General features: G+C 64.1%; 20 protein-coding genes and 1 pseudogene. 2 read left to right on the top strand and 19 right to left on the bottom strand.

Annotated features, from left to right (window positions below):
• Nucleotides 1-134: 134 nt before the first annotated feature.
• The 4 genes from CA951_RS44550 to CA951_RS29800 form a co-directional block, all read right to left on the bottom strand.
• Nucleotides 135-263, bottom strand: coding sequence for a hypothetical protein (locus CA951_RS44550; protein ID WP_373414539.1), 129 nt, complete (start codon nt 261-263; stop codon nt 135-137).
• Nucleotides 264-371: 108 nt separating this feature from the next.
• Nucleotides 372-3,644 (bottom strand): protein kinase, encoded by a 3,273-nt coding sequence (locus tag CA951_RS29810; protein WP_087560280.1) that lies wholly within the window; start codon nt 3,642-3,644, stop codon nt 372-374.
• 12 nt (nt 3,645-3,656) lie between these two features.
• A complete protein-coding gene (locus CA951_RS29805) occupies nt 3,657-5,063 on the bottom strand; it encodes a HupE/UreJ family protein (protein WP_179220356.1) in 1,407 nt (468 codons plus the stop codon).
• A gap of 30 nt (nt 5,064-5,093) precedes the next feature.
• Nucleotides 5,094-6,044: a DUF3500 domain-containing protein gene (locus tag CA951_RS29800; RefSeq protein ID WP_179220355.1), complete on the bottom strand. Its 951-nt coding sequence runs from the start codon at nt 6,042-6,044 to the stop codon at nt 5,094-5,096.
• Nucleotides 6,045-6,117: 73 nt separating this feature from the next.
• Here CA951_RS29800 and CA951_RS43565 point away from each other — a divergent pair, with 73 nt between their 5' ends.
• Nucleotides 6,118-6,321 carry a hypothetical protein gene (locus CA951_RS43565; RefSeq protein WP_179220354.1) on the top strand — a complete coding sequence of 68 codons (204 nt, stop codon included), beginning with the start codon at nt 6,118-6,120 and terminating at the stop codon, nt 6,319-6,321.
• Here the strand turns inward: CA951_RS43565 and CA951_RS29795 are convergent.
• The 9 genes from CA951_RS29795 to CA951_RS29755 form a co-directional block, all read right to left on the bottom strand.
• Nucleotides 6,318-7,337 carry an alcohol dehydrogenase catalytic domain-containing protein gene (locus tag CA951_RS29795; RefSeq protein ID WP_179220353.1) on the bottom strand — a complete coding sequence of 340 codons (1,020 nt, stop codon included), beginning with the start codon at nt 7,335-7,337 and terminating at the stop codon, nt 6,318-6,320. The two genes, CA951_RS43565 and CA951_RS29795, sit on opposite strands and share 4 nt — an antisense overlap.
• 168 nt (nt 7,338-7,505) lie before the next feature.
• Nucleotides 7,506-7,898 carry an EthD domain-containing protein gene (locus CA951_RS29790; RefSeq protein ID WP_087560276.1) on the bottom strand — a complete coding sequence of 131 codons (393 nt, stop codon included), beginning with the start codon at nt 7,896-7,898 and terminating at the stop codon, nt 7,506-7,508.
• A gap of 83 nt (nt 7,899-7,981) precedes the next feature.
• On the bottom strand, nt 7,982-9,622 hold the full coding sequence (locus CA951_RS29785) for a GMC family oxidoreductase (protein ID WP_087560275.1): 1,641 nt from the start codon (nt 9,620-9,622) through the stop codon (nt 7,982-7,984).
• Nucleotides 9,623-9,687: 65 nt separating this feature from the next.
• Nucleotides 9,688-11,148 carry an aldehyde dehydrogenase gene (locus CA951_RS29780; RefSeq protein WP_087560274.1) on the bottom strand — a complete coding sequence of 487 codons (1,461 nt, stop codon included), beginning with the start codon at nt 11,146-11,148 and terminating at the stop codon, nt 9,688-9,690.
• 48 nt (nt 11,149-11,196) lie between these two features.
• The gene (locus CA951_RS29775; RefSeq protein WP_087560386.1) at nt 11,197-11,517 is read right to left on the bottom strand and encodes a 2Fe-2S iron-sulfur cluster-binding protein; all 321 of its coding nucleotides are present in this window, start codon (nt 11,515-11,517) and stop codon (nt 11,197-11,199) included.
• 15 nt (nt 11,518-11,532) lie between these two features.
• Nucleotides 11,533-12,768 (bottom strand): NAD(P)/FAD-dependent oxidoreductase, encoded by a 1,236-nt coding sequence (locus tag CA951_RS29770; RefSeq protein WP_087560273.1) that lies wholly within the window; start codon nt 12,766-12,768, stop codon nt 11,533-11,535.
• 2 nt (nt 12,769-12,770) lie between these two features.
• Nucleotides 12,771-14,069 carry a cytochrome P450 gene (locus CA951_RS29765; protein WP_087560272.1) on the bottom strand — a complete coding sequence of 433 codons (1,299 nt, stop codon included), beginning with the start codon at nt 14,067-14,069 and terminating at the stop codon, nt 12,771-12,773.
• 51 nt (nt 14,070-14,120) lie between these two features.
• Entirely contained in the window at nt 14,121-14,606 is a 486-nt protein-coding gene (locus tag CA951_RS29760; RefSeq protein WP_087560271.1) for a nuclear transport factor 2 family protein, read from the bottom strand.
• A gap of 394 nt (nt 14,607-15,000) precedes the next feature.
• Nucleotides 15,001-16,389 carry a flavocytochrome c gene (locus tag CA951_RS29755; RefSeq protein ID WP_087560270.1) on the bottom strand — a complete coding sequence of 463 codons (1,389 nt, stop codon included), beginning with the start codon at nt 16,387-16,389 and terminating at the stop codon, nt 15,001-15,003.
• 175 nt (nt 16,390-16,564) lie between these two features.
• Between CA951_RS29755 and CA951_RS29750 the strand changes: the two genes are divergently transcribed.
• On the top strand, nt 16,565-17,377 hold the full coding sequence (locus CA951_RS29750; RefSeq protein WP_256974144.1) for an IclR family transcriptional regulator: 813 nt from the start codon (nt 16,565-16,567) through the stop codon (nt 17,375-17,377).
• Nucleotides 17,378-17,414: 37 nt separating this feature from the next.
• Here the strand turns inward: CA951_RS29750 and CA951_RS29745 are convergent, their stop codons facing one another.
• From CA951_RS29745 to CA951_RS43560, 6 genes and pseudogenes are all read right to left on the bottom strand, one after another.
• Entirely contained in the window at nt 17,415-18,392 is a 978-nt protein-coding gene (locus CA951_RS29745) for a VOC family protein (protein WP_087560269.1), read from the bottom strand.
• Nucleotides 18,393-18,603: 211 nt separating this feature from the next.
• Nucleotides 18,604-19,527, bottom strand: a complete 924-nt coding sequence (locus tag CA951_RS29740; RefSeq protein WP_179220352.1) for a LysR family transcriptional regulator — start codon at nt 19,525-19,527, stop codon at nt 18,604-18,606.
• 229 nt (nt 19,528-19,756) lie between these two features.
• Entirely contained in the window at nt 19,757-20,716 is a 960-nt protein-coding gene (locus CA951_RS29735; protein ID WP_087560267.1) for a VOC family protein, read from the bottom strand.
• Between the two features lie 169 nt (nt 20,717-20,885).
• The gene (locus CA951_RS29730; RefSeq protein WP_087560266.1) at nt 20,886-21,398 is read right to left on the bottom strand and encodes a hypothetical protein; all 513 of its coding nucleotides are present in this window, start codon (nt 21,396-21,398) and stop codon (nt 20,886-20,888) included.
• Nucleotides 21,395-21,943 carry a flavin reductase family protein gene (locus CA951_RS29725; protein ID WP_087560265.1) on the bottom strand — a complete coding sequence of 183 codons (549 nt, stop codon included), beginning with the start codon at nt 21,941-21,943 and terminating at the stop codon, nt 21,395-21,397. Before CA951_RS29725 ends, CA951_RS29730 begins: the two co-directional genes overlap by 4 nt.
• Before the next feature lie 139 nt (nt 21,944-22,082).
• Nucleotides 22,083-22,291, bottom strand: a pseudogene (locus CA951_RS43560) (hypothetical protein); the annotation flags it as partial.

Genomic DNA, 22,291 nt, shown 5'->3' with positions numbered 1-22,291 from the left:
GGGACGGTGATCGGGTGCGCCACGAGGCGCTGTGTAACCGAGCGTGGGTGAAAGACGTGCTGTCGTGCTGTCACAGCAGCATGGCCAAGCTGAGGCAGCCAACGACGGTGAGGGCGGGTAGCGGCCGAGTTTGATCAGTTCCGCTTCGAGGCGACCGGTGTGGTGCGCGTCGGCAAGCCGGGAAACCCATTGGCGACGGTGGCGAACAGCACCCAGTGCCCACCCTGGCAGGCCCGGACGGCGGCGGCCTGACGGGTACGCACCGTGTCGTTCGCTCGGCCGAGCGGTCCGAACCGGTGTGCAGCTATTTCGAATCCATGGAAGCCGTTGTGAACGAACAGGTCCCCGCGACGTCCCGCACGGGCCGGAAGTCAAACGTGCCTGTCGTGCGTTTGCTCGACGAGCCACGCCGCGATCTGCGCTCGGGACGTGAACCCGAGTTTGGTCAGGATGTGTTCCACATGACCTTGTGCGGTCCGCGGTGAGATCACCAGGCGGTCGGCGATGGATTGATTGGTCAAGCCTTCGGCGATGAGCTCGGCGACTTGGTTTTCCCTCTTGGTCAGTTGCGACGCCGCGGCCGTTTTAGGTGTGGAGGCGCCTGGCTGTTGCTCGTGTAGGGCGTAGGCGATGGCAGCGTCGAAGTCAAGTATCTCCCCCTTGCGGTGGCTCTCGTCGAATGCCTTGCCCCCGAGCATCTCGAGGCTCATCTGTGCGTACTTCGTTTGGTAGGCGGAGAGATCGAAATGCACCACAGGCATGGTGCCAACTGACCGAGCTAGCCCGTCCGCGGCGCCCATCAGGACGGCCGCCCGGTGTGCGTCTCGTTGTTCACACGAGATCCATGCGAGCGTCTCGATGCACGATGCGGCAAGACGCGGGCCGTGCACTTCCCGCGTCAATTTCAGCGATTGTTCGACGAATTGTACTGAGCGGTCCGTATCGCCGTTCTGCCATAAGGAGATTCCCAAGGCCCACAGTGAATGCGATCGGTACACCTTCTCGCCGCATAATGTGGTGATCGCAAGAACCCTCTCGTGGCACTCGATGGCCTGTTCCGTCAGTCCGCTCAGTCCATAGGCCAACCCCAACGAATGCAGGGCGCCGATTTCATATGTACGCACCGCGTCTTGGCTGAACTCGGTCGAAGCGGCTTCGAGGTTGCTGCACGCGTCGCCGGAATCACCTCTGTAGAGGGCCAGCATGCCGTCTGCGTAGTCGATGATCGCGCGCATCATCGGGTCGCAGGTTTGGGCGGCGAGGGCGCGGCCCTCCGCCACGAGTGCGGCCCCGGCCTGCAAGTCGCCCTGAACGCTGGCCAGTACACTCGCATAGGAAAGCGCCTTCACGTGTTCTCGGGTCGGGGGCCCGCTGTGATGGGCGAGCAATTGGTCGAGCCAGCGCCGTCCCTCGCTGTACCGGCCCTGTGAGGCCCAGAAGTGGTACAGTGCGGCGGCGGTGCGGAGGCCGGCGGCGGGATTGTCGTCGACGCTGAATTCGAGGGCCTCCCGGAGGTTCGGTTGTTCCCGCTTCAGGCGGGCGATCCAGTCCAACTGGTCGGCGCTGATCCATTCGGCCTCCGCCTGGAGCGCCATTGCCTCGTACCAATCCCGGTGACGGCGACGCAGAGTCACGGTCTCGCCGGTCTGCTCGAGTTTCTCGTGGCCGTATTGCCGGAGGGTCTCGAGCATCCGGAAGCGCACGACCGACCCGGATTCCTCCCGGATCAGGATGGACTTGTCGGCCAGGGACGTCAGGGTGTCGAGCAGTTCGTCCGGGCCCAGTCCGTCGCCGCAGACCTGTTCGGCGGCATCGAGTTCGAAGCTGCCGGCGAACACCGACAGCCTTCCCCACACCAGTTGCTCACCGGCGGTGCACAGTTCGAAGCTCCAGTCCACGGACAACCGTAGGGTCTGTTGGCGCGTCGGCGCGCCACGGGTGCCGTGGGTCAGGAGTGTGTAGCGGTCGGTGAGCCGCTGCAGGATCTGCTCGGGTGACATCGCCCGCAGCCGGGCGGCGGCCAGTTCGATCGGCAGCGGTAGCCCGTCGAGGCGGTGGCAGATCCCGGCCACTGCCGCCGCGTTGTCCTCGGTGAGTGTGAATCCGGGAACCGCGGCGGCGGCGCGGTCGGCGAACAGGGTCACCGCGTCGTATCTGGGCAGTCTCCGCAGGGACGGTTTCCGGTCGGGATCGGGCACGGTCAGCGGCGGGACCCGCAGCACCGCTTCCCCGCCGATGCCGAGGGGTTCGCGGCTGGTGGCCAGGATCTGCAACCGCGGGCAGGCCCGGAGGAGGTGGCCGGCGAGGTCGGCGACCGCGTCCACCAGGTGCTCGCAGTTGTCGAGGACCAGCAGCAGTTCCCGGGAGGCGAGGAACTCGATCAGCACGTCGCGCAGCGGCCTGACCGACTGGTCCCGCACCCCCACCGCCGCGGCCACCGCATCGACCAGTGAGGACCCGTCGCGGAGTTCGCCGAGTTCGACCAGCCGGACGCCGTCGTCGTAGTCGCGTTGCACCGCTGCGGCGACGCGCATCGCCAGCCGGGTCTTGCCGACGCCGCCGATTCCGGTCAGCGTCACCAGCCGCGACCCGGCGAGCAGGTTCTTGGCTTCGGTGAGTTCGTGCCGGCGGCCGACGAAACTGGTCAGTTCCAACAGGAGTTTTCCCGTCGTGCCGTGGGGGGAGGCGCTTGTCGATCTGTTGGCACGCAGCGCGTGTCCGCGGCCGTTGCCCTGCATGTCGGGTTCTGCGCGCAGGGCCATGTCGTCGACGGGGAGGTCGTGGTTGCGTTGCAGCTGTCGCAGTTCCTCGCCGAGGTCGGCGGCGGTCGCCGGACGTTGACCGGGTTCGCGGGACATTGCCCGGGCGATCGTGTCGGACACGTCGTCGGGGATTCCGTGCTCGCGCAGGTCGGGGACGGGTTGGGTGGTGATCCGCAGGAACTGCGCGACCACCTGCTCGCCGCTGCGGCGTTCGAATGCGGCGTGGCCGGTCAGCGCACTGAACAGGGTGGCGCCGAGGCCGTAGACGTCGGCGGCCGGGCTGGGTGGGTCGCCGGCGAGGACCTCCGGTGCGGTGTAGGCCGGGGATCCGGTGACGACGCCGGTGGCGGTTTCGAAGCCGCCGGTGATGTGGGCGATGCCGAAGTCGGTCAACTCCGGTTCGCTGTAGTCGGTGAGCAGGATGTTGGCGGGTTTGACGTCGCGGTGCAGGATGCCGAGCCGGTGTGCGGTCTCGACGGCGCCGGCGATCTTCACCCCCAGTCGCAGTGCTTGGTCCAGTTCGAGGGGGCCGTCCCGGCGGACTCGGGTCTCCAGCGATCCGTGCGGGTGATAGGGCATCACGATGTAGGGAACGCCGCTGTCGGTGGCCCCGACCTGCAGGACGCCGACGATGTTCGGGTGCCCGGTGAGCCGGCCCATTGCCCGCTGCTCCCGGAAGAACCGGGCCTTGTTCTCGTCGTCGAGGTCGACGGTGAGGACCTTCACCGCCACCGTGCGATCCAGGTCGGCCTGGGTGCAGCGGTAGACGACGCCGAAGCCGCCGCGTCCGATCTCCTGGGCGTCGTCGAAGCCGGAGCCTGCCAGCTCCGCGGCCGGGGACGGCAGGTATCGCTGTGTGTCGAGCGGGTCACCTTCACCCATCGGACGGTCAACTCACCCCGTCGGCTCCGGGTTCTCACGCGCTGGTTCCGACGGCACGACCAGCGCAGATGCACTCCTGACGTCACCTTTCGATCGCGTGCTCTCAAGGATATCGCCGCAAGCGGTCATGTCGGGTAGTCCTCGGGACACGAAGTTGGCAACCCCGACACGAATCATCATCGGCAGTGAACCGACCCACTGCGAATATTGGTGGCGGTGTCGCAGCGTGGCGAGAAGTGCGACACCGCACACGAGCAGGATCAACGCCCACAGTTCGGGTGTGGCAGCTACCGCAGCCGCGACAGGTTCGAGGGGATCAGGGAGGCCGGTCGCTCGCTCGACGATCCACCCACAGGCGAGAACGCCGACGCCGCACGCGAGCATCCGGACATGGACCTCTCGACGGGACAGCGCCCAGACGGGCACGGCAAGCAACGCCAACGCGGCCAGTTGCGCGAGCTCGAGGCCGAGATTGAAACCGATTGTCGGAAGCAATATCTGAGTTCCGCTCAGGTCCAGATCGTTCAAGGTGCCGGCAAATCCGAAACCGTGGACGAGCCCGAAGCCCAGAGTGATCAGCACTTCCAGTCGCGGCGCGACCAATGGCCGCATCACGTGGATTGCCGCGGCGACGATCGTGACGGCGATGCCGGTCTCGACCAGCCGGCCAGGCAACGCCACCCATCCCAGTGTTGCCAGGAGCAGACTGAGCGAGTGCCCCACTGTGAACGCGACCGTCAGTGCCGCGATCCTACGGGCGGCGGCGACCGGGCGGAGTCGACGGACACACACGGTGAGTACGACCAGAGTAAGAAAGAACAGATGGTCGGTTCCTTCGCGGAAATGGTCGAAGCCGACCGTGATCATCGATCCCAGTGACACCGGGTCCGTTCCGTCAGACACGCTGACTGCGAGCTCGGGCTGGTAGTGGGTGATCAGTCCTAACAGTTCCATCCTGCCGTCCGAGTTCTCCTCGGCGACATACACCTTGTGTGAGTAGATCCGGTCGGTGACGATGCTGTAGTCGATGTCGAACGAGTCGGCAGACTCGCCGGCGGCCGGTAGCGCCGTGACAACCGTGTGCAGGTTCGCGACCCCGTCGACATCGACGACATCCAGCGCTCCGATCGTGGTGCCGAATGCAGTTCCGTCGGGGGCGTCGACCGTGACGCCGTCTGCGATCATCTGCCGGAAGTCGTCGGTCCGGGTGGCGACGGCGGTCTGGGGATCGTCGGTGAGTTCGGTGCCCACGGCGAGTTCGAGCCGATCCAGCGGGACGTCGATGTTCAGTAGCACCTGGTTGTCGGTGACAGCGACCGTCACCAATGACGCGCTGGGCTCGTGCGCCTGTGCGGCGCCGGGGAGCATGAGGAGCGCGACCGCCGCCAGCCACAGCGCGGCGATCGCGCGTGGCCACATCGATGTTCTCATCTACGTCGGTGCTGTCGACTACGCCGCGGTGCCGGTGCCGTAGTCGATCTCCTTGTCGCGGTACACCGTGTGGTAGTGCGCATCAGCGGTGCTCTGACTCTTGGCGTTGAGGTACTCGAGCCAGAACGACGGGCCGTCGATGCGGAGGTAGGACCCCACCGCTGCCGGATCGGTGGAACCGGACCATCCGATCACGGTCTGATCGAGCTGGGAGAGGTACTTCGCCATCAGCGGATCCGAGACAGCGGGGTCGGTGTCCTCGACCCACAGTCCGATGATGGTACGCACGGTTTCCTGCTGCTCAGATGTTAGTTCGGTGTACGGGATGCCTTCGGCGGCCGGGTATCCGGTGTCGGCGCCCGGCCCCATCACGAGGTCGTCGAAGATGCCGGGCAGCTTCGCTGCGGCCAGTTGTTCCTCCGACAGCGATCCGAGCAGCCCGAACACCGCGTCGGCCTCCTCGACCATCGGCGAATACTCGACGCCGTCGAGAGTGAACGTCGTGGGCTCCACTCCGGTGAACATCGGAGATGCGCTCACCACACCGCCGCCGACGGTCACGTGGACGACCATGTGGTGGCCGCCGAACTGCAGCGTCCACGGCGAATCCGCCGACGGATCACCGTAGATCGCAAGGTAATAGTTGTCCGAACCGAAACTCACTCCTCCTCCACCCCCGCCGCCTCCGCTGGTGGTGGCAGAGTTGTCGCCGAGCCAATCGTCGGCGGTCATGATTTCGCGGACCTGGTCCATGCCCTGATCCGACAGCACGCTGTCGACAACAGCGAGCGCCGCCTGCCGCTGCGCGTCGTCGAGGTCGCCGAGCATCACGCCCTGCCGGCCCTGGAAGGCTCCCGACGGAAAGTTCGACCAGCTGCCCTCCTTGCCACTGAGGTCCTCGTAGTCGAAGACAGCGCCTTCACGTTGGGTGTTGTCGAGCGAGTCGAGGAACGCATTCGCTGCGGTCACCGCGGTATCTACGAGGGCGGCACCTGCGGGAGAGCCCGCAGCCGAGGACGTCGCAGAGGCTACGGTCGACGAGATGGACGCCGACGAACTCGAAGCACCCGTCTCGCCACCGGAACACCCTGTCAACAGCAGCGACACAGCCGCGGCGGAAGCGGAGAACATGATCAGTTTCTTCACACCGGAAAAGCTAACCGTGCTACCTGGCGAATTCCTGGGAACCGGCTGCGTAACGCCTCCCCATTGCCCTTGTCCTCACCAGGAGGACGACGTCGTCTAGTCGAACGTCACGACCGCTCGGCCCTCGACGGTTGCATCCTCGAGTGCCCGCAGACCCGACTCGACGTCGTCGAAAGTGAAGTGAGTGGCCGCCATCTCGATGCGATCGTCTCGCGCGAGGGAAACGATCTCGTTCAGATCGGGCAGATTGAATCCGCGTGTATTGATGAATCCGGCGTTCATGGCGATCTTTTCCCAGCCGATCGGGATTTCGCCGCCGCCGATTCCCGCCACTATCAGTCGGCCTCCCTGGCTGAGAGCGGCCATACCGGTGGACAGGGTAGGGGTGGTACCGACGAAATCGAACACGGCGTCGGCTCCGCCGGAGGTGGAGTCGCGAATTTTCTCGGCGCACTCCCCATCGGAGATGTACACCTCGTGCGCGCCGAGCCGTGTGGCCTCGTTCAAGCGCGTCTGGGAAGTATCGAGGGCGATGATGCGGGTACCACTCAGTGTGGCCAGGTATTGAACAGCGTAGGCGCCGAGTCCTCCGACGCCCGTGACAACGGCGGTGCTGCCGGGGACGAGAATGGGAAGCATGCTTTTGACCGCGTGGTACGAAGTTGCCGCGGCGTCGGCGAGGGGAGCGGCCCGGACGGGGTCGAGGCTTCCCAATGCGATCGCATGCTTTGCTTCGATCAGGATGTATTCGGCAAGTCCGCCGTCGTAGCCGACTCCGTATCCGGCAAGTCCGATGTGCCTGCACTGTTCGTGGAGTCCGCGCGCGCATTTGTCGCAATGACCACACCAGTACATCGAGGAGATGAGGACACCGTCGCCCTCGGCGAAACCCTCGACATTGGCGCCGAGTTCGGCGATTCGGCCGGCGTTCTCGTGCCCGATCGTGAAGGGAGGGTCGGGCCAGAAGCCTGCCGGGCTCTGCAAAATGCTGATGTCGGTGTGGCACAGCCCGGCGCCGGCCATCTTGACCAGAATTTGTCCGGGTCCCGGACGGGGGATCGGAATCTCATTGAACTGCGCGGGCTTTCCCCACTCGACGATTTGATAGGCACGCATCGTGGGTGGCATCACTGAAGTCCTTTCACGCGCAACCGCGCATGGTCTCTAGGGTGTTCACAATTGTATGGCGGATCGGCACTGCCGATGGTCGGATAGCACCACGATCCCGAAACGCCGAGGCAGGCCGCCTCCATCGAGGCCGGCCTGCCCGGGCGCATTTCATGGCTATGACAAACTCGCGACTTCCTCACCGTAAGGCTGGCGCAGTGAAGACTCCGGGATCCAGGTGAAGCGTTCGACCTCGAAGATTTCGAAGTGGCTGCAGAAGCCGATGTCGTCCTCGGCTGCCTCGTCCCAGGCCGCCGACTGTGCGACGTTCTGCTTCGACTCTTCGGAGTCGAACATCATCACGACGATGGCGTCCGGCTTGGGGGCTCCGCCGATGACCGGCCATCCCTCCTGGGCGTCCTTGTTCATGAAGGACTCGTACCAGACGAGTCCGGGTATCTTCTTGCCGATTTGTGCGTGCACGTCCTTGTAGTGAGTGCGAAATTCCTCGGATGTGGTACCTGCCCACCGATACACCTCGAAGGCAAGGCAGGGGCCGTCATTCGACATCAATTTTCCCTTTCTTTCGTTGTGCGACAGCAATTTCTGAGATTCGTCGTAGGAGACGGGTGTGAGCGTCGTTCGCCACCGGACTATTTGTGGGGGACAGGGGCAGCGGCGGACGCTGTGGTGAGGAGATCAGACGACTCCTGACGGTGGGAGTGCCGCGAGTTGCGGATGAGGTCAGCCGCCTTCTCGCCGATCATGATCGACGGTGCGTTCGTGTTGCCGCTGGTAATTTGGGGCATGATCGAGGCATCGGCGATTCGAAGGCCTTCGATCCCGTGCACGCGCAGCTCGGGGTCGACGACACCGGTCTGAGGAGTGCCGATCCGGCACGTTCCCGCGGCGTGGTACATGTGTTGTGTTTCCGCACGAACCCAGTGCTCCATCAGGTCCGGACCGACGGACGGGGCCGGGTTCACCCGCTCGGTGAGGATCTCGGCAAGACCCGGCTGGTGGGTGAGTTCGGTGACGAAGTCGAGCGCTCGGAGAACGGCCTGCACCTCGGGTGCTCGGCTCAGGAGGTTACTGGTGATCCGGGGCGGTGCGGCGGGGGCCGCGGAGCGCAGACGGACGGCCCCTCGGGATGACGGCCCGTTGTAGGACAGGCCGATCGACATGCCCGGGGTCGACGGCGACCGGAAGCCGTGGTCCCAGAACCAGCCGGGGACGAAGATGATCTGAAAATCCGGGCTCGCGAGCGATGGGTCGGATCGCCACATGATTGCGGCTTCGCCCGCGTTGGAGGTGAGGACTCCCGATCGCGATGTGGCCCACTCGTCCAGGGCGCTGGGCTCCCCGGCCAGGGCGAGTGTGTTGGGCTGGTCGGTGGCGTAGTGGGTGAGCGTGAACGGGTGATCCTGGAGGTTCTGGCCGACCTGCGGCAAATCGAGCACGACGTCGACACCGACCTCGCGGAGGTGCTCGGCGGGACCGAGGCCGGAGAGCATCAGCAGCTGCGGGGTGTTGTACGCCCCTGCACTCAGGACAACTTCACGGCCGGCGCGGGCTGTGACGACCTCTCCGGCCCGTTCGTACTCGACGCCGACGGCTCGGCCGTTCTCGATGACGATACGGTGCGCGGTGGCGCCCGTGATCAGGTGAAAGTTGGTGCGGGGCAGAGCGGGACGGAGGAAGGCGTCGGCGGACGAGCATCGCTGGCCGTTCCGGGCAGTGACCTGGAGCAAACCGGCCCCGGCCTGCTGGGCACCGTTGAAGTCCGGGTTCGGGTCGATGCCGAGATCGATCGCAGCATTGACGAACGCGTCGGCGTATCCACTGAGCCATCGTTGTGAGGTCACGTGCAGTGGGCCGTCCGTGCCGTGATATCGGTCTCGGATATCCGCGTTCGCCTCGGACTTCTTGAAGTACGGCAGGACCTCCTCGTAGGACCATCCCGTGGCTCCGTGGTCGGTGGCCCACTGGTCGAAGTCCTCGTGTGTTCCCCGCATGTAGAACATCGCGTTGAGTGAGGAACTGCCGCCGACCACCTTCCCACGCGGCAGGTAGACACGACGTCCGTAGAGGCCTGGTTCTGCCTCGGAGTTGTAGTTCCAGTCCTTCTCTCCCTGAAACAGGCCCGCGAAGAGAAGCGGAGTGCGGATCAGGTCGTCGTCATCGCTGCCGCCGGCTTCGAGAAGCAGGACACTGTGCCCGTCGTCGCTCAGGCGGGCGGCGACGGCGCACCCGGCCGACCCGGCTCCGACGACGATGTAGTCGTATTCGTTCATTATGGTTGCCAGTCCTCAACTTCGGTCGAGATGGACAGTGACGAATGGAGATGTTCCATCGTCCGTCAGGGGACGTTGTAGATCGTCTTGGAGTGTTGGTAGGCGGCGAGTCCCTCCGGGCCCTGTTCGCGGCCGAGACCACTCGCTTTGATTCCGCCGAAGGGGGAGCCGATGTCGTGGCTGTAGGAGTTGATGCCGATACCGCCCGACTGGATGTGCCGTGCCAGACCGATCGCGCGTTCGGTGTCGCTGCTCCACACCGATCCCCCGAGACCGAATTCACTGTCATTCGCGATGGCGACGGCTTCCTGCTCGGTGTCGTACGGGATGACCGCGAGGACGGGGCCGAAGATTTCCTCACGTGCGATCGTGTCGTTGTTGCTCACGTCGGCAAAGACGGTGGGCTCGTAAAAGAATCCGTAGTCCAGACCTGCGGGCCGATTGCCTCCGGTCGTTACCCGCCCACCCGCGGCGCGACCCTTCGTGACGTAGCCCTCCACCCGTGCCCGCTGGCGCTCGGAAACCAGCGGACCGATCTGCGTCCGGGGATCCAGGGCGTCACCGATGCGCAGTGATCGGACGATGTCGGTGATTGTGTCGACGACCTCCGTGTATCGTGTGCGCGGCGCCAGGATCCGGGTGCAGAGATAGCAGGTCTGTCCGTTGTTCTGCAATGTGGCGTCGACGAATTCGGAGGCGTGCTGTGCCAGGTCGGCGTCGTCGAGAACGATGGCGGCGGACTTCCCGCCGAGTTCCAGTGTCACCGGCCGGAGGAGTCGGCCGCAGGTCTCGGCGATGCTCCTGCCGGCCTCGGTGGACCCGGTGAATCCGACTTTGTCGACGCCCGGATGCGCAACGAGGTAGGCGCCGACCTCACGCCCGGCGGGCACGATGTTGAGCACTCCGGGTGGAAGTCCGGCCTCGTGGGCTGCTTCGGCCATCACGAATGCGTCGAGAACCGTTTCGGGGGACGGTTTGATCACCAGTGTGCAACCGGCAGCCAGTGCGGGCGCAATCTTCACGAAGGCAAGGGCTTGCGGGAAGTTCCACGGGACGATGGCCGCGACCACACCGACCGGTTCGTGCCGCACACGGGTGGCGCGGCCGAAGACACCCTCCCGGCGTTCCTCGATTCCCTGCTCCCTGATGAGATCCGCGTAGTAGCGCAGTGCGACCGCAGGGAACGCTCCCTCGACGGCCTCGGCCATCGTGATGGGCATGCCGTTCTGGCCGCTGACGAGCCGGGCGATCTCGGGTCCTCGCCGGTCCAGCGCGTCAGCGAATCGCTCCATCGCCTGGGCACGGGTGTCGACGTCCCAGCTACTCCACCCCTGGGGATCGTCGAAGGCGGCACGGGCAGCCGCGACGGCGTTGTCGACATCGCGCTCGGTGCCTTCGGGGGCCCGACCGAGCGCCGCTTCGGTCGACGGTGACACCGGGCTGAAGACGCGATCAGTGGCAGGGGGTATCCACTCGCCTCCGATGTACAACTGATCGCGGACGGTCGTTGCCTGTGTGGCAGTCATAGTGATTCCTGTTCTGAGATGGCATTTGTCATGCGGTCGCGACGTTCTTCAGCCCTGGGTGTGTGGTGTGCGGAGCGACAGGCCGTCGTGGTCAGGTCGGAGCAGCAGTTGGCACGAGAGGCGAGACGTCGGCTGAACCCCGTCGAGGAACTCGAGCATCGAGGACTCTTCGTCCGCAGGAGCGTCGAAACTGTCGTACCACTGGTCGTCCACAAAGACGTGACACGTGGCGCAGGAGCAGCCGCCACCGCACTCGGCAACGATGCCGTCGACATTCTGGAGCATCGCGACTTCCATGACGCTCATGCCGGGCTCTACGGCTACGGCTTGTTCGGCTCCGTCGGCCGATCGGTAGGTTACCTTGATCATCATATTCCTCGGAGGTCAGGCGGGAACGAGTTCTCGCAGTGGGATGTTGGGGTCGGGAAGCAGGTCGACCAGTGGTGTCGCGCCGGACGAGAGCCACTTCTTGCCGGCCATGAAGTCCCCTGCAGAGTTCATGGCCTCTACCGCGACGAGGCGCTTCCCGTGATCGAAGTGGTAGACGGCGAACTGCCCCGATTCCGGGTCGCCGCGCACGACGTGATCTTCCGCGCCGGCGAGAAGGCCGGCTATCTTGATCTTCAGATCGTATTGATCGGACCAGAACCACGGGACTTCGTTCTGGGGCAGGGGCGCGCCCACGATCGAAGCCGCGGCCAGCTTCGCCTGCTCGCCGGCGTTGGGGATGCTCTCGAGTCGGAAGCGTCCCGCATATCCTGTCACTTCTCGGCGCGTGAGATCGCCGACCGCGTAGACCCAGGGGATGCTGGTGCGCGAACTGTCGTCGACGAGAACACCGCCGTCGCAGTCAGCGCCGAGGGCGCGAGCAAGTTCGTCGCGGGGTTCAGCTCCCACGCCGATGACGACAGCGTCGCACGGGATCTCGGTGCCGTCATCGAGGCGGACGGACCGAACATGATCGCCGTCGCCCCCGAGCACACTCTGCACCGATGCGTTCAGGACCACCTCGACTCCCTGCTTCAGGTGATACGACGTGAGCGTTCGTGACAGAGCGGGACTGGCGATCCGTTGGAGCAAGCGCGCTTCACGCTCGATGACGGTGACATCGCACCCGCGCATTCGGGCGGCTGCCGCCACCTCGAGTCCGACGAAGCCGCCCCCGACGATGACGATTCGTGCCTGATCGTTCAGGACGTGCCGGAAGGCAGCTGCCTCCCGGTAGGTACGAAGAGTCCAGCATCCGGTGCGCGGGAGGTGATGGGGGAGCGCTCGGGCGCGCGCACCGGTCGCGAGAACGAGCCTGTCGAAGGACACGGGATCGGCGTTGTCGAGGACCGCCCGCCGTGTGGCGGCATCGATCGCCGTGACGCGGCTCCCGAGCATCAGGCGAATGTTCTGATCCTCGAAATACTGGGGTGCCCTGAGGAGTTCCGGACCGGCGTCCTCGCGGAGATATGATTTCGATACGGGAGGCCGGTGGTACGGGTGCTCGTCTTCGTCGCCCACGATCGTGATGCTTCCGCGAAACATATACTGACGCAGCGCAGCTGCCACAGCGGTACCGGCGTGTCCGGCTCCGACGATCAGGACGTGCTCTGGCGAGTCGTTGTCAGCCATCGTCACGCCTTCTTGAATCGAATCGGCAGAGTCTTGGGTCCGGAGAGGAAGTTCGCTTGGACGTAGTCGACTGGCCCTGCGAGTTCGAACGACTCGAGCTTCGGTAGCAATTCTTCGAAGAGAATTCGCATTTCGAGCTTCGCGACGTGCTGGCCGATGCACTGATGAGGCCCGTAGCCAAATGCGATGTGCTTGTTCGGTCGACGGGTGATGTCGAAGTCCCACGGATTCTCGAAAACGTCCTCGTCCCGGTTCGCGGAGGGATACATCATCATGACGCTCTGACCGGCTTCGAGGTGCCGACCCCGAAACTCGAAGTCCTCGGCAACGATCCGGTGAAAGTGCTTGACCGGTGATGCCCAGCGAAGTGCTTCGTCCACGACGCCGGGAATGAGATCCGGGTTGTCACGAGCGGCTCGGAACTGGTCCGGTCGGCGGGCCAGTTCCTGCATTGCCGTCGCGGTTGTCGACGAAGTAGTGTCATGACCGGCCGTTGCGATGGCGATGTAGTAGCCGTTGACGAATGAGGCCGGGAGGTATTCGCCGTCGACTTTCGCATTGGCGATGATCGACGCAAGATCGTCCGTGGGCGCGGTCCGGCGGGCTTCGGCCAGTTTGTCGAAGTAGGCATGGAACTCGACGATCGCCGCGCGCCATGCGCGAGCAGCAGCCTCCGGAGAAGGTGGGACGTCCCGTCGCTGCTGGTCGGGATCGGAGTTGCCGAACATGTCCTGGGTGAGCTTCAGCATGGTCAGTTCGTCCTCTTCCGGAACGCCGAAGAGGCTCATGATGACGTGCAGCGGATAGTAGAGGGCTATGTCGTTGACGAAGTCGCATTCACCGTCGAAGGAGAGAAGCTTGTCCACCGACGCGCGGGCAATTTCTCGGATCGAGTCCTCGCGGGTACGGACGTTGGCCGGCATGAACCAGCCGCTCGTGACGGATTTGATCTTTGTGTGCTCGGGCGCGTCCATGTTGGAGAGGGTGTCGAGGCCACGCTTGCCTCCGTTCATCTGTTTCAAGAATTCCGTGTCGACGGTGGAGTTGATGTAGGGCTCTCCGAGGCCGCTACGGAAGACGGCCGGCGTCTTCTCGATCTCGACGATGTCGGCGTGCTTGGTTGCGAGCCAAATCGGCTGGTAGCCCTCGACTTCTGCTCGCGCAAACGGCATGTTGTTGCGGAGCCAGGTGAGCGCGGGATGCACGATGTTGTCCTCGTCCCGATAGGACGAGGGAAGGATGACGGACTTTGCGATGTCGTCGGGAATGACGGCGTGATCCTGGTCGGCAAGGGTGGACATCAGGTTCTCCTCAGGTGGCGTGGGTTCCGGGGCGGGTGCTGTAGGGGAGGGTCAGTCGAATACGCTCGCGTCCGCGTCACCCTGGGTCCACACGATCCGCAGATTCATGCGGCTGAGGAGCCAGCCCTCGTCCGTGCGCTGGAACTCCCATCGGTAGGGACCTCCGATATCGTAGTGGTGCAGCGGATTCAGAGGATCCGGAACGCCGGCGAACCACAGGTAGGCGGTTCCGCGCGCAGTGTCGCCGTCGACCTCGAACTGCATGTTGGTCATCGAGTGCTGCTTGTCGAGATACGGAGCCTCGGCAGCTTCACAGACTTCGCGGATCTCTTCGCGGCCATGGTGCTGACCGAAGGGTCCGAAGTCGAAGTCTGCATTCTCGGTGAAGCAACGGCTCCACCCTTCCCAGTCGTTTTCGTCGGCTGTACGGCAGTACCTGTTCATCAGGGAGGACAGTGCCTCCTTGTCTTCGAGAACACGGATGCGCTGTGTCAACTGCTCGACGAGGTCGTCTGTGATTACGGTGTGATCGGTCATGATTCCCTTTTGGTTCGCATCATCGGCTGCTGGATCTGCCCAACTTCGACTCCGGTAGGCGCGTGGCCCGTGAGCCCGAGGAGGTGCTGCCGTGTGGTTGGCGTCACATGTTGGTGCTATTCAGGTTGCCGCGAATCGAGCGGTTCCGGTAGGAGGCAAATCGGCATCGAGAGATGCCACTGCAGTTATCGCCGCTGGTAGGGCGCCGGAGAGGGGAATGACGCTCCAGGCATCGCCGCGATTCCGGCTGAAACACACGTCGGCCGCACCTGCACAGGCAGATGCGGCCGATGAGTCTGTTCGCCAGGGCCCGGACGCCGGGCCTTCTGTGGCGGAAGTGGGCCTTGATGACGTTGTGAGCCCTGATGACGTTGTGGGCCCTGATAAGGATGAGTCAGGCGTGCGCCTCGGTGGGCAGTCGCACAGCGGCGTTGTGAGCGACGATGCGGCCGAACACCGCCCCTTTGCCGAGGGAGGTGCCGGTGATGTAGGCGGCACCGTGGAAGCCTCCGGTGACCTCCCCGATGGCGTACAGACCGTCGATGACGTCACCATCGACGTCGACTACTTCACCGTTGGCGTTGATGGTGATTCCGCAGTAGGTCGTGGTCATCAGGGACTTGGCCGGGTAGGCGTAGAAGGGCGCCCGGTTCAGCGGCACCAACCTGCCGACGCGGTTGCACAGGCCTGTGCGTCCGAAATCATCGGACCTCTCTCCGGCGACGGCGGCGTTGTAGCGGGCCACGGTTTCGACCAATTCGTCGCAGTCGATGCCGGCGACTTCGGCAAGTTCGGGGAGGGAGTCGGCCTTGTAGACGTGACCGATGTTCTCGAGCATGTCGATGTCGTTGAGAGGGACGCCGGGGAGAGATCGCTCTCGGACTGTGGCATCGAAGATCTCGAAGCCGAGCCCTTCGGGTTGGCGTAGCGCTTCCCTGCCCAACACCTTGTACGACTGGGACTCGTCGACGAAGCGCCTGCCGTGTTTGTTCACGATGATGGCGCCCAGATAGTAGGCGGTGAGCAGTTCGTGAAACTCCTCGCCGGTGTCAGGGTGCGAGCCGTAGGTGCCGGACACGAATGACATGTCAGCCATGCCGGCACCCAGCTTCCAGGCCATCTTCAGCCCGTCTCCGGTGTTGCCCTTACCTCCGTAGGGGATCGCGCCGAGCTGATCGGGTGCGAAGATCTGCATCAGGTCGGTGCCGCGGCTGAAACCGCCGGTCGCCAACACCACCCCCGCGCGGCCGGTGAAGACCTGCTCACCGTGGGGGGAATCGACCACGACGCCGGTGACCGTGCCCGAGGCCTCCCGAACAAGTCGCCTGGCCCGGTGCGCGAGCCGGGTCACGCCGCCCAGCGAGGTAAAGGCCTGCTGCAAAGTGCGCAGTACCTCCTTGATATCTGTGTTGTGGCTGCGTGGCGCGGATTGGCCGGATGAGATCTCCAGGGCCCTGAACTGCACTCCGTGGTTCCTGAGCCACCTGTATGTGTCGTTCTGACCGCTGAGGTAGGCATCGAGCAAGGCGCGGTCGTTCAGATGCTGACCGGATTCGAGCAGGTCTTGAAGGAAGAGTTCCGCAGAATCGTCGACCCCCTTCAAGAATTGCTCGTCCGTGCCGGTGAAGGCGAAGAATCCACCGCTCATCGCTGAGGAACCGCCGAGTTCGTCGGTCTTTTCGAGCAGCACTACCCGGAGACCAGCCTCGGCTGCCGCGGTCGCGGCCGTCTGCCCCGCAATGCCGGAGCCCACGACGACGAGGTCGAAGACATTCTGATCCATTGACATTTCTTTTCCACTCACTTTCTCGATGACATACGGGACGAGGGTTCCCTGGCCTCGGTGTCGCTTCAGGTTGCCTTTTCAGGTTCGCGGGGGCCACGATGGTTCTCGGACAGTGAGAAGTTGCTCGGCGGTGCGGATTTGCCCGACGGACGACGTTCGAAGGAGGCTCGTGATGCCCGCCAGCGGAGAGACGATGATCGAACGTGTCGTCCGGGTACTTGCAGCGTTCGGTGGGGACGGTCCGCTCACTGCGTCGGAGATCGCCCGCCGTTCCGACCTCCCGGTGCCCACAGCCCATCGGATCGTCACCGACCTCGTTTCCGTCGGTCTTCTCGAGCGTGATGAACATCGTCGCTTTCGGGTTGGTGTTCGACTGTGGGAACTTGCGGCTCGCTCGGCGAGCGCTCTCACCCTCCGCGAGATCGCCCTGCCCTACCTCGAGGATCTTCACGCCGTGGTGAAGGAGCACATCCAACTGTCGATCCTGGAAGGCAATGACGTGCTCACGGTGGAGAAACTCACGTCGCGGCAAAGCAAGTCGACCAATGTCGCTCGTCCGGGGATCCGGCTCCCGGTACTCGCCTGTGCCTCGGGCCTCGTGCTCGTGGCCTTCGCGGATCCGGAAACCAGGGGGAAGATCCTCGAGACGGCGAGTGTCACGAGGTTCACCGAGGCAACCATCGTGGACCGCGCGGAACTCCGCGATGTGGTCGCGGACGTCCGGCAGTCCGGCTTCGCTGTCGCACGGGGGTGGATCCACCCGGCGACAACCGGGATCGCGGTGCCGATCCTCGGCTTCGACGGAAACGCGGTCGCGGCGCTGTCCATGACGAACTCCATCGACAAGTCGGAAGAAATGGCTCTGCCGGCACTCCGGACGACCTCTCGGGCGATTTCTCGCGCCGTGCGGATGGGTAATCCAGGGGCGGACCCCGGCTTGAGCCTGCTCAAGCATCGGATTCGGCGCGCGACCGAGAACAGCTGATCGGGCGTCGCGTGTGTGTTCGGTGAGTCGCAGCCGATCAGTAGGGGAGCTCTCGGATGAACCGCCACTGCATTCCGAAGGCCTCGTCGGGGTCGATGGTGACGGTGTCGGCGCTCGTGTGGTGCGGGGTCAGGCCGACCGAAGTCAGATGGGTGGACACGGTGTCGAGGTTCGCTACTTGGAGGCTGATCCCGAGGTAGTAGTCGCCGCCGCGAACCCTGTGCGCGAGCGTGCTGTCGGAGTGGGGGACCGCGAATTCCACCACGGCATCCCCCAGCTGTACGAACGTGCTTGTGGCACCGAGTTCGCGGTTGTCCTGCTCGCGGAGGATGCGTCCTCCGGCCGCGTCGACGTAGAGTCGCAGTGCACGTGGAAGATTGGCGGTGGCGATCGTGTGATGACTGCTCCGGATGATGCCGAGGGGATCGGCCGGGTCGAGGGCGGGCCGTGTCCATCCCTGCCGGAGCCGGGGGTCCGCCTTCTGTGCGTAGAAGTGCCGATGGCGTTGTCCGAGTTCTTCGAACTCGTGGCGCATGCCGGCCTGTTCGGGGAAGGTGAATCCGACCAGGATGTCGCGGGCGATCGACGAGACCGGTGGGTTCGACGAAGTGATCTCCCGGCCCTGTTGATCGTGTGCTGGAAACCCGAACTGCGCGAGGCGCGCGAACAGTGTGGTGGCGTCGTCGGTGTACCAGCCGATACCGATCATGCCGTCTGGTGCGTCCGTGTACCGCGACTGTCCCTCGAGTGCGCCTCGTGCGTGGAGTTCCGGGCACAGGACCACGAAATGAAAGTCCTTGATGAACATGAAGAATGAGTAGTTGATCGGGTAGTCGGGTTCGAGGAGGCTGACATCCAGGGTGTCTTCCCACCGGAGATCGGGCAGTTCGAAGACGCGCCTGAACCAGTCGCGTGCGGCGTCGAGATCGTGAACCGCGAGCGTGGGGTGATACAAGGCATCCACTGACGGTGTGGCGCGAGCGTCGTTTCGGGCCTGTTCTGTCACGAAGGTCATGTCGACTTCTCCTGTCGTTCGGGTGCTCGTCCGACCAGCGACGGGCCGAGTGGTGACTGGCAAATCCGTTGTGAGGTTTCGAAGTCCGTTGTGATCGCCGGACTGTGGTGACGATGTTCGTCATGTCTACCCGCGCTGCAAGGGGACCGATATCGATCTTCTCGGTCATCGAGAAGTGATCGGGCCGATCCGCGAACCCCGGGCCCGCGAATTACGTCAGGAGCACGCCGCCCTCGATGCGATCCATGAATTTCCTCGTCACGTCTCGTGCGCATTTGACGAACTCGTGAACCTCCGGACGCACTTCATCGCGGCGGGTAGCCACAGCCGCGACGGACAGCGGTGCGCCGCGCAGTTCGATCCCCGTCATCGGGTCCGACGCGATGTAGTGCGCCGCCCCTCTCGAAATGGGCATGACGCCACCCGTGGTCAGCAACGTGAATCGCAACTCTGCCATGGTGGTTACTGGACGACTGAAGGTCTGAGGGCAGCCGTCGCGTTGTTGCTTCAATAGCCAGAAGTCACTCCAGAAGTCGGGGACACCGAGCATTTCGACCATCGGCAGGTCCAGAATGTCGTCGACGTCGACACTCTCGAAACGGGCAATCGGGTTATCCGACCGGCAACAGAGGATGACGGGTTCGCCGAACAGCGGTTCGACACAGAGTTGATCACCACGATAGGGCGGCCGGATGAGGGCGACGTCGACCTCGCCCTGCTCGAGGGACCGGAATTGATTGCCGAAGTTCAATTCACGGATGATCACGTCGACGCTCTGCACCCGCTCGGCATAGGCATGAAAGATCGCCTCCGTGAGTTTGGATGCGGCTACGGCGCCGGCGATGAGACCTACCGTGACCGGCTGAGTCGGGCGCGCAGCGCGTTTGACCAACTCCGGCACGCGTTCCATCCGGCCCACAATGTCCTGAACGTGCGCGAGAAGTTCTTCTCCTGCCGGCGTCAGACGCACACCCTTGTGGGATCGAACGAGCACCTGCTCGCCGAGTTCGCGCTCCAACCTCCGCAGCGAACGGGAGACGGATGGCTGAGCGACCATCAGTTTGCGGGCGCCGGCGTGAATACTTTCTTCTTCGGCCACGGCAAGGAATACCTTGAGTAGCTCGACATCGAGCACACTGCCCTCCAGCCGCATCGTTGCGTGGTCAGAACTCGCGCAGACGGTGCCGCCGCCGCCGACCGGGAACCGGCATCGGTAGTGCCGTCTGCATTGGTGCGTAATGAGAGTCTAATCCGACCCGAAGTCGGAGGAACCCCACGAGAGCCACGCCGGGCCCGTCGAAGCTTTACAAGCCGCGGCCGTTCGAATGCACGTTCGCAAACCGATCGGTCTGCTTTTCGTCCGGCTATCGATTGAAACCGAACACCTGGTCCGGTCCATTCTCCGTGAATGCCCACCGCACGCCCATGGTGTGGTCCGGCAGCGTCGTCAGCGTGTCTTTCGAGCGTTCGAACGCGACTGCGTGGGTCGCGAAGTGCCGCGCAACCTGATCGATATCCACCACTTGGAAGGTCATACCGACGTAGCTGTCCGAGTTGGTGACGGCACCGGTGAACTGATCTGTGACGGAGCCTGCGCGTGGGCACGCGAACTCGAGAACGGACCCCGCGAACTCCACGTAAGTGCTGTCTGCGTTCCATTCCCGGTTGATGCCCGAGCCGACGGTCTTACCCGGGAACACCTCAGTGAAGAGCCTGGTCGCGCGATCGTGATCCGGCGTGAGAATGGTGTGGTGGAGGCAGCGCACCACGCCGAGGGGGTCGTCGGCCCGCGGGGACGGAAGTGTCCAGTCAGCCGCAAGACGCGGGTCTCCGGCACGCGAATAGAACTCACGGTGTTGCCGGCCCATCTCCAGGAACTCGTAGGTCAGGCCCGTGTCCTCGGGCAGAGTCCACAGGATGTAGCAGTCCTCGGCGAGGTTCGAGACCGGCAGGTCTCCGTCCTCGACGAGGTCTCCGCCCTGATCGCGCACCCGGATGCCGTTCGCCACCAGATGCCGCGCGACTGCACGCGCGTCCTCCGCGTACCAGGCGATATCCGTGAGCCCCTCTCCCGGCGGATAGAAGCTTTGTTTGCCGTCCGGAAGTCCGAGTAGTTTCGGAGAGAGCACGTCGACTACGACCTCGCCGAGGTGAACGAAGATCGAGTACTCCTTGGGATAGTCCCCTTTGAGTTTGGAGAAGTCGTACTTTTCCACCCACCGCACGCCCCGCCGCCCGAACACTCGTTGGAACCATTCCGCGGCTTCCTCGAGGTCATCGACCACGAGTGTCGGGTGAAACATCATCGGAACTTGTGAGGGCATGGGGCTGTCCTGTCTCTTCGGCGGATCCGCTCGCGAGAGGTTCGGAGAAGCGAACCTGTGTGCCCTCAGGTTTTCAACCACGCGTTCGGTTGACAAGCAAACTTCTCGTTGTGCGAGAAGCCGCCTGGGCAGGCGTTGGACGCCACATCAGCTCAAGCCGGCACCCGGTTCACACGAGGTCGAGGAGCGGCAGTACCTGTTCGGTGACCATCTCCACGTTGCCGCGTTCCGCGAGCGGGATCAGCGTCACACCGTCGGCCACTGAGGCCGCACGAATATCGGAGATCAGGCCCGCGAGTCCGCGAGGTGTGCCGACATAGCGCACGGTCGTCGAGTGGTCCGGGTGCGTACACGAGTTCTGCCGAGAGAATTCGGCGCGCGCAGTGCGAGCGTCGGCGGCGATCAGGAACTCGACATCGAGCAGGACGACGAGGCCGTCCGGCTCGCGGCCGGCTTGCGCCTCGCGTAGACGCAGACGTTCCGTGGCGGCTCGAGCCTGTCGTAGGTCGGCTGCCTGGATGCGGACTGTCGCTGGTGCACCAGGGAGTTCGCCGGTGTCGGCGGTCGGGTCGGTCCGGCCGGGAAGCGTACTGCAGGGTATACAGATTCCCGCTGTCGAGTCGCCGGCGGATCCGCGCAGTTCCAGGGCGACCAGGGGCGTGCGAGACGCGGAGGAAATCATGACCTGTTCTCGCGGTGTGACAGTGCGGCAATCCTGTTGATCGTCGAACGGTGGTAGACGAGTGGTGCGACGTCGTCTGCTGCCTGCATTTCCATTATCTCCATCACGACGATGCTGTGATCTCCAGTTGGTATCTCCTGGCGAATCTCGCAATCGAGCCAGAGTGCGGAACCGTGCAGAAGGAGCGAATCGTATTCCGTACGTGTGGTTTCAAGACCGGCGAACCTGTCCCGAGTCCGAGACGCGAGTTGTGCGCAGACGTGGTCCTGACCCTCGCCGAGTATCGAAATACCCAGGCGCTGGGCGGTCCGAAGGCGTGGCCACGTCTGCGAACTGTTCTGGATCGAGAACAGGACCAGCGGCGGATCGTAGGAGACACCGACCGAGAACGATGTAGCGACCAATCCTACGGATTCGTCGTCGACCGCGGCGCACAGCGCCGCGATCCCCGACGGGAAAGACCCCAGAGTCGAGCGAAGCTCGGCGTGGCCGACGGTGACGGGTTCGAGTGACGGTGCAGGCGAGTGAACGCGAGTGAGACTCATAGGGTTTTGCTCCGGTTCGACAATTGCTGCTGTGGGGACCTCGGCCGTTCTCCGCTTCGTGTGACACACACCATACCACCAAACGTACGGTTGACAAGGGGGTGGTGCGAGCTGCTCGACGATGGGGTTCTGTGGTCGCTCAGGCTCCGAGGTCGGCGGGATTCATTCGCCGGAACGATTCCTCCACGGCGGGATTCGCAGCGATCATTTCGTCTGCGAATTGTTCGCCGGTGACTCGGTACTGCGTCAGTGTGTCGGAGTCGGCTCGGAGTTGGTCGGCGCGGGCGGCCCATCCTTCGGGGGTGCTCTCCGCTGCTTCGACCCGGGGGAGTCCGGCGAGGACGAGTC

Source organism: Rhodococcus sp. NCIMB 12038, from assembly GCF_002165735.1.
Classification (GTDB): Bacteria; Actinomycetota; Actinomycetes; order Mycobacteriales; family Mycobacteriaceae; genus Rhodococcus_F.
This window is presented reverse-complemented; position numbering and strand designations above follow the sequence as displayed.

What these genes read in the sequence shown, in the direction of transcription:
- CA951_RS29795 (WP_179220353.1), bottom strand. Translation starts at nt 7,337, where the DNA reads ATGCGTGCCTATCAAATCGTCGAGTGGGGAAAGCCCGCGCAGTTCAAT.
- CA951_RS43565 (WP_179220354.1), top strand. Translation starts at nt 6,118, where the DNA reads ATGGACGCCGACGAACTCGAAGCACCCGTCTCGCCACCGGAACACCCT.
- CA951_RS29805 (WP_179220356.1), bottom strand. Translation starts at nt 5,063, where the DNA reads ATGTGGCCACGCGCGATCGCCGCGCTGTGGCTGGCGGCGGTCGCGCTC.
- CA951_RS29780 (WP_087560274.1), bottom strand. Translation starts at nt 11,148, where the DNA reads ATGACTGCCACACAGGCAACGACCGTCCGCGATCAGTTGTACATCGGA.
- CA951_RS29785 (WP_087560275.1), bottom strand. Translation starts at nt 9,622, where the DNA reads ATGAACGAATACGACTACATCGTCGTCGGAGCCGGGTCGGCCGGGTGC.
- CA951_RS29775 (WP_087560386.1), bottom strand. Translation starts at nt 11,517, where the DNA reads ATGATCAAGGTAACCTACCGATCGGCCGACGGAGCCGAACAAGCCGTA.
- CA951_RS29770 (WP_087560273.1), bottom strand. Translation starts at nt 12,768, where the DNA reads ATGGCTGACAACGACTCGCCAGAGCACGTCCTGATCGTCGGAGCCGGA.
- CA951_RS29750 (WP_256974144.1), top strand. Translation starts at nt 16,565, where the DNA reads ATGCCCGCCAGCGGAGAGACGATGATCGAACGTGTCGTCCGGGTACTT.
- CA951_RS29790 (WP_087560276.1), bottom strand. Translation starts at nt 7,898, where the DNA reads ATGTCGAATGACGGCCCCTGCCTTGCCTTCGAGGTGTATCGGTGGGCA.
- CA951_RS29725 (WP_087560265.1), bottom strand. Translation starts at nt 21,943, where the DNA reads ATGAGTCTCACTCGCGTTCACTCGCCTGCACCGTCACTCGAACCCGTC.
- CA951_RS29760 (WP_087560271.1), bottom strand. Translation starts at nt 14,606, where the DNA reads ATGACCGATCACACCGTAATCACAGACGACCTCGTCGAGCAGTTGACA.
- CA951_RS29745 (WP_087560269.1), bottom strand. Translation starts at nt 18,392, where the DNA reads ATGACCTTCGTGACAGAACAGGCCCGAAACGACGCTCGCGCCACACCG.
- CA951_RS29735 (WP_087560267.1), bottom strand. Translation starts at nt 20,716, where the DNA reads ATGCCCTCACAAGTTCCGATGATGTTTCACCCGACACTCGTGGTCGAT.
- CA951_RS29730 (WP_087560266.1), bottom strand. Translation starts at nt 21,398, where the DNA reads ATGATTTCCTCCGCGTCTCGCACGCCCCTGGTCGCCCTGGAACTGCGC.
- CA951_RS29755 (WP_087560270.1), bottom strand. Translation starts at nt 16,389, where the DNA reads ATGGATCAGAATGTCTTCGACCTCGTCGTCGTGGGCTCCGGCATTGCG.
- CA951_RS29810 (WP_087560280.1), bottom strand. Translation starts at nt 3,644, where the DNA reads ATGGGTGAAGGTGACCCGCTCGACACACAGCGATACCTGCCGTCCCCG.
- CA951_RS29765 (WP_087560272.1), bottom strand. Translation starts at nt 14,069, where the DNA reads ATGTCCACCCTTGCCGACCAGGATCACGCCGTCATTCCCGACGACATC.